9 protein-coding genes are annotated in these 10,993 nt (G+C 54.7%); 7 read left to right on the top strand and 2 right to left on the bottom strand.

Going from position 1 to position 10,993, the window contains the following annotated elements; translation table 11 throughout:
* Positions 1-379: 379 nt before the first annotated feature.
* The 4 genes from QE270_RS03165 to QE270_RS03150 are packed head-to-tail and all read left to right on the top strand — an operon-like array spanning position 380 to position 3,869.
* Entirely contained in the window at positions 380-1,810 is a 1,431-nt protein-coding gene (locus QE270_RS03165; protein WP_300035051.1) for a hypothetical protein, read from the top strand.
* Between the two features lie 16 nt (positions 1,811-1,826).
* Positions 1,827-2,585, top strand: coding sequence for an SDR family oxidoreductase (locus QE270_RS03160; protein WP_300035048.1), 759 nt, complete (start codon positions 1,827-1,829; stop codon positions 2,583-2,585).
* Between the two features lie 9 nt (positions 2,586-2,594).
* Complete coding sequence (locus tag QE270_RS03155; RefSeq protein ID WP_300035045.1) at positions 2,595-3,416, top strand: SDR family NAD(P)-dependent oxidoreductase; 822 nt, start codon at positions 2,595-2,597, stop codon at positions 3,414-3,416.
* 15 nt (positions 3,417-3,431) lie between these two features.
* On the top strand, positions 3,432-3,869 hold the full coding sequence (locus QE270_RS03150; protein ID WP_300035042.1) for a nuclear transport factor 2 family protein: 438 nt from the start codon (positions 3,432-3,434) through the stop codon (positions 3,867-3,869).
* Here the strand turns inward: QE270_RS03150 and QE270_RS03145 are convergent.
* Entirely contained in the window at positions 3,866-5,197 is a 1,332-nt protein-coding gene (locus QE270_RS03145) for a phosphotransferase (RefSeq protein WP_300035038.1), read from the bottom strand. The two genes, QE270_RS03150 and QE270_RS03145, sit on opposite strands and share 4 nt — an antisense overlap.
* A gap of 164 nt (positions 5,198-5,361) precedes the next feature.
* Between QE270_RS03145 and QE270_RS03140 the strand changes: the two genes are divergently transcribed.
* Positions 5,362-6,345, top strand: coding sequence for a nuclear transport factor 2 family protein (locus tag QE270_RS03140; protein WP_300035036.1), 984 nt, complete (start codon positions 5,362-5,364; stop codon positions 6,343-6,345).
* A 60-nt stretch (positions 6,346-6,405) separates the two neighbouring features.
* Here QE270_RS03140 and QE270_RS03135 read toward each other — a convergent pair whose 3' ends face one another.
* On the bottom strand, positions 6,406-8,832 hold the full coding sequence (locus tag QE270_RS03135) for a TonB-dependent receptor (RefSeq protein WP_300035033.1): 2,427 nt from the start codon (positions 8,830-8,832) through the stop codon (positions 6,406-6,408).
* 486 nt (positions 8,833-9,318) lie between these two features.
* On the opposite strand from QE270_RS03135, the gene QE270_RS03130 reads away from it, so the two are divergent.
* The gene (locus QE270_RS03130) at positions 9,319-10,521 is read left to right on the top strand and encodes an acetyl-CoA C-acetyltransferase (RefSeq protein ID WP_300035029.1); all 1,203 of its coding nucleotides are present in this window, start codon (positions 9,319-9,321) and stop codon (positions 10,519-10,521) included.
* A gap of 24 nt (positions 10,522-10,545) precedes the next feature.
* A partial coding sequence (locus QE270_RS03125; RefSeq protein ID WP_300035026.1) for an enoyl-CoA hydratase-related protein occupies positions 10,546-10,993 on the top strand: 448 nt, incomplete at its 3' end.

The raw sequence follows: 10,993 nt of genomic DNA, 5'->3' as shown, positions 1-10,993 counted from the left end.
TGTGTTGGTCGCTAGAAAGCCACACATCTAAAGGACTCGCAAAAGCCGACTTTCATTTCCCTTTTGCTACCTAATTATTTCCGTTGTGTTACCTAATCTCCTACATTGTCCAGCGATCATTAGACGCTACGGAATCCTAAGTATTACCCGGAATTATGGCGACAATGCTCTGGATTATTGCGTGCCCCAAATGTGGACCAAAAGGTAAGCAGAGTTTGTCCCCCGTTAGCATTTAATAGACAGATTGTCTGCTGGCGGGGGGCACCTCGGTCAAAAAGACCTATCGTTGTAAAGGCCGAGCCATCCTCCTCGGCTGGTAGACATGGGAAAAGAGTGTGAAACGACGAAGTCGGTTAGGAGTAGCGATAATTTGTCCAACATGAACACGTCATCAACAAAAGCACCGCTCGACGCCCATGCGGACGATGTTAGTCAGCTAACGCACTATTTGGAAGACAAGCTGGGATGCAGTCAGATTGTGTTGCACAAGGAACGACGCTGGCGTCCGGTTTGGCGTGCTGCAATGATGCGGAACGGCAAGCACACGGAAATGCTGTTGAAGGGTAACCGGACATGGCTGACCCATCCCTACCCGCTCGAATATGAAATGCTGATGCAACGTACATTGCATGAAAATGGCATACCGATCCCCGCGGTCCTCGGCATGTGTCCCGGTCCCAAAACCATTGTAATGGAATGGGTGCGCGGCGGGCGTGACCCTGGGTTGATAGCCGAAGCCATAGAGAACCGGTCGGTGATGACCGACGACCGTTGGCAGGCATCTTTGCGCTACATGGAAATTCTGGCCGATATGCACCGCATTCCGCCCGAGAAATTTGTGGCCGTCGGTGCAAAGTTGCCAACCGGCGATGAAGAGATCGCGCTGGGGAATTTCGAGCGGTTTCATGCGATGACCGGCCAGATCAACATAACCGATCCATTCATCGAGTTTTTCTCGCGCTGGTTGCGACGCAATTATCCCAACGGTCGCAACAGCATATCATTCCTGACGGGCGATTGTGGCCAGTTTCTTTCCGATGGTCCAGAAGTGACGTGCATTCTCGACGTTGAAATCGGTCATCTGGGCGATCCGATGCGCGATCTTGCCTGTTTTCGCGGGCGGCACCCTATTGAAAATATGGGCGATGTCCCGGCGCTGTTCCTTCATTATGAAAAGGCTATTGGGGTACCCCTCGATTATGATGCGCTTGCCTTCCAGACGGTCGCCTTCCTGTATGAAGCCTATTACGGACCGCTGTTCGGGATGCACGACACCGGACGCGGCGGTGACTGGGTCGAAAGCGTGTTTCAGGTCTCGGTTATTGCGCGGCGGGCGATGGAAGCGTTAGCCGAGATTATCGGCCTGGAGCTTGATGTGCTAATTTTGCCGGAGCAACCAGAGGCTACGCCTTATGAAGACCTCGCCTTGGGCAAGCTGATTGCCGATCTTGAGAGGTTGCCCGAGTCAGATTCTTTGCAAGGCTGGCAGCGCAATATTCTCGCCTCGGTGCCGCATTATCTCCGCAACCGAGGTCATTATCGCCAGTGGTGCGAACAAGCTGACATTGCCGAGACAGCAACGCTGACAGGGAAGCAGATCAACAATCTGACAGAGGCGGACAGAAATCTCACGGACTTCATCAAGACAGCGGGCCCAGAGCAAGATGCAGCACTCACTCGTCTGTTCCATCGCCGGTTCCTGCGACACTGCTTGATCATCGCAGGTCCAGATCCGAGCCCGGATCATATTGCACTAGCGGTGATGGAGCCAATTCTCAACCGCAGACCTGCCCAGGACAGCACGGTATGAACAAAGGTGAAACGGTATGAAAAAAGGTGAATTTGACGGCAAGGTTGTACTCATCACGGGCGCGGCGTCGGGGCTAGGTCGCGCCGCGAGTGTGCGGTTCGCGCGTGAAGGCGCTCGAGTTTGCCTGGCCGATATCAACAGCGCTGGTCTTGACGAAACGGCACGAATAATCGCCAATGCCGGGGGGCGGTGCACGCAATATGCCGGCGATTTGGGCCAACCGTCCAGTTGCACGGACGCAGTGCGCACTGCTATCGGGTCGTTCGGTCGGCTTGATGTGCTGTGCAATGTTGCAGGAATACTGCGCTTTCATGCGCTTGCTGATGTGACTGCCGAGGATTGGCAAATGCTGTTTGCTGCCAATGTGACAGCGCCATTTTTCATGACGCAGGCGGCTATGCCGCATCTAGTTGCGGCAAGCGGCAATGTCGTCAATGTTGCATCGACGGCGGCATTTATCGGCCAATCATACACCGCGCCATATGCTGCGACAAAGGCGGCACTGCTTAGCCTGACAAAATCGCTGGCGATGGAGTTCATCAAATCCCCCGTCCGGATTAACGCTATTGCGCCTGGCGGGATGATGACTGAAATGGTGCAAGGCCTTGTCTTTCCCGAGGGTGCGGATACCGACATGATCCTGCGCTATTGCGGATTTCGTCCTCCCAATACGCCCGAAGACATTGTCGAGCCGATGATATTCTTGGCGTCTGATCGGGCACGTGCGGTCCATGGGGCCTGCTATACCGCCGATAACGGCATTACGGCGGGTTAAGGGAGTAAAATGGTCAACGATTCAATCATATTGGTAACAGGAGCAAGCCGCGGACTAGGACGCGGTATTGCGCGCGCCTTTGGATCAAAGGGCGCAACAGTTTACGTCACAGGACGGCATGCAGACGAACTGGGGCCCGTTGTTGGCGAGATAGATGCAGCTGGCGGCAAAGGCGTGGCGGTTGTTTGCGACCATAAAGCCGATGACCAGATTGCTGCGTTGTTTGCCCAGATTGCCAAAGAGGCAGGCCGTCTCGACATCTTGGTAAACAATGCGGCGGCCGTTTACCCTGATGCGCTGATGGCTCCCGGCGGTTTTTGGGAAAAGCCGCTAAACCTGTCCGACATGATCGATGTTGGCCTGCGCTCCAATTATGTTGCCGCCTATTATGCTTCTCCCATGATGGTTGCGGCGAAGCGCGGACTGATAGCAAGTATTTCTTTCTACGGTTCGGTCTCCTATTTCCACGGCGCGGCTTATGGTGCAGCAAAGGCCGGAACTGACAAAATGATGCATGACATGGCGGTCGATCTGGCACAGCACAATGTGGCTGCTGTCGCTATCTGGCCGGGATTCATCCTGACCGACGCCGTCAAAGCCATCCCGTCTGAGTATTTGCCTGAAGAGTTACGCGCAAACCTGCCTAACTGGGAGACGCCAGAATTTACCGGGTTGGTGATTGACGCCTTGGCGCATGACCCCGACCTCATGTCGCTATCGGGGCAAGCCCTCATCGGTGCGGAATTGGGCGAGCGCTACCGGATCGTCGATCTCGATGGCAAACAGCCGATATCTTACCGCGCGACTATGGGTGCGCCTGTAAATTACTGAATAAGGGAGAATTTGATGTCGCTTGAAGCAAATAAAGCTATCGTGCGTAGCTATTTTGAAGCGGTAAATTCGGGCAATTGCGACGCGATCCTTGCGCTCACCACCGAAGATTTCCTGTTCACGACAATGGCGCGCGCGCCCGACTGGTTGCAAATTGAATGGGGCCGTGAGGCGTTTTCGCAAGTGCCGCCGACTATGTCGCAATTGATGAAAGCGCCTATTCACTTGGCGGTCTTGGACATGATCGGTGAGGGCAACAAGATCACTGTCGAGGCGGAAACCGATGGCGAGATGCTAAACGGGCGGCGTTACAATAACGCCTATCATTTTGCGTTTGAACTGGCTGACGGCAAACTGCACCGCGTCCGCGAATATAGTTGCAGCCATCTGGCGCAATCCTGTTTTGGCGCAGTTGAACCGGGCAACCGCGAGGCGTCCAAGATGGCTGATTAGCGTTCGGGAACGATCTGAAGGTCAAGCCCGACGAAACCAGATGCAATCCCGCATCCCGTCAGAAGAAAATCCTGCCGTCGCAACCAATTATGGAAATACTGAATAAGATCGGCATCATATTCAGGTCCGACTTTCAGCACAAAGGCTTCCATTTTTTCCATCATGTCGTCCTGATCGGTCGGACGCTGACCTATCAACGCGGCGGTATCATCCAGATCGGCGTCGAGGACGTCTGCACCGTAAGTCAGCCAGCGCTGCTGATAGAGCGCCAATGCCGCAGCCGAATCGCGCGAATAGGCGGTTTGATCATCTGGTGCGGGGAGCTTGCCAATCTGCCGAACCAGATGCGAACCGACTTGGTTGAAGCCCATTTCGCGCGCGACGGGCTCGCGTGGTTCGATCAATTGCAAACCAATATGCCTCGCCATCGCGGTATAGCTCCAGCGCGCGGTCGCAACGGCGAAATTGAGATAGGCCATGTAGTCCTGCTCCGGCGTTGACGTAAACGCCAGCGGCCAGAGCATGAAGCCGTTAACCCCGCAAAAACCGGCTGTGTGATATTCGATCACTTGCTTCGATATCCGGTCGCCGCTGACTTTTTCATAATGATCATACAGCGCCGACAGGTCACCAAGCGGTTCGGACGTATCGCGCAATCGCATCCCTGCAAGTTCGGCCGCGGGGTCACCGAATGACGACATCTCAAAATCTATAAGACCTGTAACCTTTTCGCCTTCAAAAAGAAATTGCCCGGCATCGGGGTTGATGAAAGCGGCACGTGTCCGGTCCTGTGGCACATTACGGCGCAACCATCCGGCAGTGAACCGCATCAATGGCCAAGGTCGCCCGATCAGCCCGTCAAAAATCGCTTCGGAGGCTGCATAAAGGTTACGCGAAACCGCATCAGCACCTTGCGGGACATCCAGACCAACTTCGGCAAAGGCTTCCGGCGGCAAACGGTGGATCGCCGCCATGATCTCGACGAATTCTTCGCGTATTTTTTTGCGCGAACCGGCATCGGCGATTCCACCGGTGTTGATAATCCCCGAGATGCGTTCGAGCACCAGCGCCTCGGGATCTTCAATAAGGCCAATAACCTTCGGCACCGGAATGTCATTGGCGAGATAGGCGCGATGGATCGCCGCCTCCTGTGCCATATTGATCGGAGAGGTATAATTGTCTCCGCGCGGACCACGTATGTAGAGCGGGCGTAACTCGCCATCACGCGACACTTCGGCATCCCAACCTGTTCGCCACCGGGCATGCGGCGCAAATAGTGTGACCTTGCCCAAATTGTTCTCCAGCCAGGCAAATACCTTGCGGTCCATATCCCCGTGCAGGATGATTGGTTGCTGCGTTTCAATCACACGTCACCGCTTTCTATTCGAGACATGATGTAGTTTGAAGACTTGCGTGATTGAGCGACCTGCCCCCGGGCAGGGACGCGCTGATGTGGCGTTGATAGCTTTATGCTTCAACAAAGGAGAAATTTATGGGTAGTTTGAAAAGGCGGGCGGCGATAGCACCCTTGGTATCATGCTTGGCCATGCTAGCGTCGTGTGCGAATGTAGAAAAACCGATTACATTCAACGCGCCCGCAGACCTTGCAGCGATAAAGCTGATCGAAACAACGATGGCGACCGAAACCAACATGGACAAGCTCATCGGCTATTATGCTGACGACGCAACCGTGCTCGATGTTTACGCGCCGGGCATTTACAAGGGCCGCGATCAAATTTACGCCGGTTTTGCGCCGCAAATGGCGGCCATTCAGTCCATGACGCATAGAGTGGCGGAAATGAATGTAGCGACCAATGGAAATTTTGCCTGTGCGGCATCGCAGATCGAATTCGATGCGGTGTTGAACGACGGCAAGAAAATGTCGCTCAGCGTGCGGCAACTCGACGCGTTCAAGAAAATCGGTAACGAATGGAAAATCGTGCAGCAGCATATTTCGCTGCCGATTGATCCAAAATCGGGGGCTGCTATCATCGACGGCCCTGTCAACGCTCGCGGCGGAATAGCTTGGTCCAAAGATCCCCTACCCGGCCCAGCTTCCACCCCTGAAGAAGCAAAAGCCGCTATCCGGACATGGATGGACGTCGGTGGCGCTTCAACAAGTCTGGATATGTTAATGGGCTATTATGGACCCGGCGAGGACATTCTGGTCTACGACAGCTTTGCTAGCAATCTGCGTGGTATGAAGGAAGTCCGCGCGCATTATGCCGCGATCATGAACAGCTACACCGACATCAAGCTGGAAATGCCCAATTTCGTGGTCGATTCAGACGGCGTGTTCGGCGTGCAGCTCGATACACAGCGCATTACGCTCAGCATGAAAGATGGCAGCACTCAAAAACTCGCGCTTCGGCAGAGCGACTGCATGCGCAAGTCAGGAGACAAATGGTATTCGTTCCTCGAACATCTCTCATTCGCAGTCGACCCGAAAACTGGCCAAGGCGTCGTGTCCTTCTGAACAAAAAAGGCCGCCTCTTTTCGGAGGCGGCCTTTTTTAACATTACTTATTCCGGAAAGATCAGAACTTGATTGTCGCTGTCGCACCAAAAGTGCGCGGCGCGCCCTGATATTGCACGGTAGCGCCAAGGCCCGTGTAGCTATTGAACACGTTGGTAAACCAGGCCTGGTTGGCCAAGTTGCGGCCCCAGAATGCCAGTTCAATATCAGGACTGTCAAAGTTGATCGCTATGCGACCATTCAGCAGGCCGTATCCCTTGACGATCGATGCCGCATTCGCAATCGCAATCGCATTGATATTTGCCTGCGTTCCGCCCTGCGCAAGCGGCTTTGCAGTCGCCGCGTCCATGGCCCGGTCTGCAATGTATGCATAGTCAGCGTGGAGCGACACATCTCCGAAAGACGTTTCGAATGTTTGCGTAGCGCCAATGTTCCAGGTCCATTTAGGGGCCTGCGTAACAGGTTCGCCGGCACGATCAACAAAGACTGGTGCCGATGCCGTTCCCTGATTTTCATTGCGACTTCCGCGAACATATTTTGCGTCGAGATAGGAAAGGCTGCCCGTCAGCTCCATACCACCCCAGGGAAGCGCGGTACCTTCAAATTCAAAGCCCTTCGCATTGACTTTGCCCGCATTTGTTACGAACTGAGTAAGCGATGTGCCGACCAAGGCATTCACAATACGCTGGACGTTAGATTGCTTGGCAGAAAAGAATGCCATATTGGTCCGCAAACGACGGTCAAGGAAATCACCCTTGAAACCGAATTCGGCGTCGCGCACTTTTTCTGGACTAAACTGTTGTGTGAAGGGTGCGGGCACAAAACGTGAGTTGAAGCCGCCTGACATCGATGCGCCACTCGTCTTGGCATATAGGAAAAGCTGATCGTTTACGCGGTAATCCAAGCCCAAAGTCCACGCTGGGTATTTGAAACTTGCCGAAGCTGGATCGGAGCAGGGGGCAGCCTCAGCGGTCTTTCCAGAATTAGGGCCGACAGTGCAGACTTCGAGATTATCCGGCTTACGCCAGGTGTCCGTGCTGCGCCTGTCGATCGTGCGCTTGTCCCACGTATAGCGCAAGCCACCGGTGACGCGCAGCGCGTCGGAAACATTGTAGTTGATCTGCGCATACGTACCAGCCGAGCGCGAGCTGTAGTCGCTCAACGTCCGCGCAGCTGCAACACCGCCCAGAACGAAGGCGCGGGATTGCTCGTCACCAGATTCTTTGAAGTAATAGACGCCCGTTTGCCAATCGAGTGCGCCCGAACTGCCCGACAGTTGAAGCTCTTGGCTGAACTGCTTGTTGTTGTAGGTACTAATAAATGCTGACGTTGCGTTCGGCAAGAAGGGGGTGAACGGGTTTACCGACGACGGAAAACCATGAAGGTCCAGGCTGTCGTTGGTGAAAGACTTGCGATAGGCGGTAATCGATTTGATGTTCACGCCTCCAAGATCCCATTCGATAGTTCCAGCGATTGCGTCGACATCATTGTTATTCTGCAGCTTATCAATTTCTGCATCGCCTGTTTGCGGACGTGAGAAAGTGTCGGTCCACTTTGAATTTGCTGCAGTAAATGCGGGCTGTTGCGCCGCCGTCACAAATTGCGAAAATTCCGAGTTGATGAACGCGCCGTAGGCAGGCAGCGACAGCACGCCGGGGTTTATTGCGGCAACCGCCGTCGCATTGCCATCATCCGCATAACGCACAAGGTCACCAATGAGGGTAAACTTCAAGTTCGATTCGGCCGGCGCGTAGACCAAGGTACCGCGAAGTACTAAATCCTTGTCGATGCTGCCTTGTGGATACCCGATCTTATTGTTCCGGAAATATCCGTCGCGCTTTCCATATCGCCCCGCAATGCGGATACCTGCTTCGTCGCTCACTGGCGCATTCACCATGCCTTCAATCGATTGATAATTGTAGTTGCCGAAACCGACCTTGAGCATACCTTCATATTCGTTGCTCGGACGGTTGCTCGTAAGGTTAAGAGCGCCACCCGTGGTGTTGCGGCCAAAAAGCGTACCCTGCGGCCCACGCAAAACTTCTGCACTGGCCATATCAAGGAAACCGAGATTTCCGACAATCGGACGAGCGACGTAAACGCCGTCCATGTAGATCCCGACGGACGAATCCGAAAGCGAGTTCGGGCTATTCTGTGCCTGACCGCGAATAGCGAGATAAACGATTGATGCCGGACCCGTACCGCCAGTGCTGATAGTCAAACTTGGCGCGGTGCGCGCCAAATCGGTAACTTCAAACACTTGCTTGCTTGCCAAATCGTCAGCACTCAAAGCCGTAACGGCAACCGGAACGGATTGAATATTTTCCGATGACTTGCGCGCTGTGACAATGATCTCGGCGATACCGCCTTGATCGGCTGTTTCTTCTTCTGCCGGTGCAGATTGCGCCTGCGCCGCGCCCGAGATTACAAGTCCTGCCGCCAGAACCGTCGACGTCATAAACAACGTGCGGATGTTACCAATTTTCATACAAGCCTCCCCTAAAAATCTTTTAATACTGCATACCCAATGGCGGAGCACCTCGTGCCTTTTAGCCATCGCGTGAAACTAGAACGGCGTTATTTATGCCGGTTTGTGCGTAATCGTAGTTGCCTCCCTCACTCACACCTATCTAAAGATTGGCTCCTGAGTGAGGGCGATATAATGTCGGTTTTAGCCTCATTTCCGTAACGTCTGTGATAATTCAGCAACAATTAGCCGCGTTGACCAACCGCCTTGCTCACCTTTTGCGGTCCACCCGCCATCGACCGGAAGGACATCCCGCCCAGCCCTGATCCGACGGAAACGACATCGAAACCTTCATCCAAGTTCATGACATTCCTGTCTGATACCGCTGGGTTTTGGCTATAGCGGCTTGGTGCGTCCGCGCCCCTCCCTTCGATAGGTGCTCAGCCACCGTTGTTGATGCCCAGAAAACAGCAATCCAGCTTAATGTAATATCTCAAGGAATGTTTGATGGACGCCTATATCTTCGATCATGTGCGGACACCGCGAGGCAAAGGACGGCCAGACGGGGCGCTGCACGAAGTCACCTCGGTCCAGTTGGTCACTCAATTACTGGAAGCAGTCCGCGACCGCAACTCACTCGACACGGCTCTGCTCGAAGATGTGATCATCGGCACGGCGCAGCCTGTGGGTGAACAGGGAGGAGTATTGGCGCGCGCAGCGGTTTTGAACGCGGGCTATGCGCAAAGCGTCGCGGGGCAGCAAGTGCACCGCTTTTGCGCATCCGGCCTAGATGCGGTCAATCTGATCGCCGCGCAGGTCCACGCCGGCGTCATGCAGGCAGGTATTGGCGGCGGTGTCGAAAGCATGAGCCGTACTGTCATGGGCTATGACAGCGGCGCTTGGACATCCGATCCGGATGTTGCGTTTCACAATCATTATGCACCGCAGGGAATTGGCGCGGATATGATCGCAACGCTTGATGGATTTACCCGCAAAGACGTCGATGGCTTTGCAGCGGAAAGCCAGCGGCGCGCGGCGCAAAGCTGGGCAGAAGGGCGCTTCAATGGAGCCATCGTCCCTGTCAAGGATGTGATCGGCGAAGTGCTGCTCGACCATGATGAGCATATGCGGCCGGGCACAACAGTCGAAAGCCTCGGCAAGTTGAAGGCGGCATTTGAGGGACTTGGCAAGGGCGGCTTCGCGAATGTCGCCAAGGCGCGCTATCCCGAAATTGAGGAACTGTCCTACGTCCACCACGGCGGCAACAGCTCCGGCATCGTTGACGGTTCGGGCATCGTCATGATCGGGTCCAAGGAATTTGGCGAACGCGCCGGAATGAAACCACGGGCACGCATAGTGTCCTACGCGTCGATGGGATCGGAACCCACCATCATGCTGACCGCGCCTGCCGATGTGACCAAAAAGGCTCTGAAAAATGCTAAAATGGAGGTCGGCGACATTGACTTGTATGAACTCAACGAAGCGTTCGCCAGCGTCGTACTGCGATATATGAAGGTGCTCGATATTCCGCATAACAAGGTCAATGTGTGCGGCGGAGCCATCGCCATGGGCCACCCGCTCGGCGCGACCGGCGCGATGATTACCGGCATCGTCCTCGACGAATTGGAGCGCTCGGGCAAATCAACCGGCCTCATCACTTTGTGCGCCGCCAACGGGCTTGGCACCGCAACGATCATTGAACGCGTCTGACGCGAAGGATTTCACATGCGACATATGAAAATCAAAATAGCCGCTGACGGCTTTGCTACGCTCACGCTCGACAACGCCGACGAATCAATGAATCTGGTTTCCGACGCGTTCATTGCCGAGATGATGGATGCGATCGCACAGATCGCCGCTAACGAAAGCATCAAAGGCGTCATCCTGACATCGGGCAAGCCAGCTTTCATGGCGGGTGCAGACCTAAAATTGCTTGTTCAGGGCTATGAGACAATGACGCTGAAGAGTGCGTTCGCGTTCAGCCAAAAGGCCAGCGCGATGCACCGCGCGATAGAAACATCGGGTAAGGCGTGGGTTGCCGTGATGAACGGCTTGGCTCTGGGTGGCGGGTTTGAGCTGGCTCTAGCATGCCATTACCGCGTCCTTGTCGACGACCCCAAAGCTGTGGTTGGCCTGCCCGAGGTCAATGTCGGACTATTGCCAGGATCGGGCGGTACGCAAC

This window comes from Sphingorhabdus sp. (assembly GCF_029865925.1).
Lineage (GTDB): Bacteria > Pseudomonadota > Alphaproteobacteria > Sphingomonadales > Sphingomonadaceae > Sphingorhabdus_B.
Note: the sequence above shows the minus strand (reverse complement) of the source record. Positions and strands in the feature narration are given on the sequence as shown.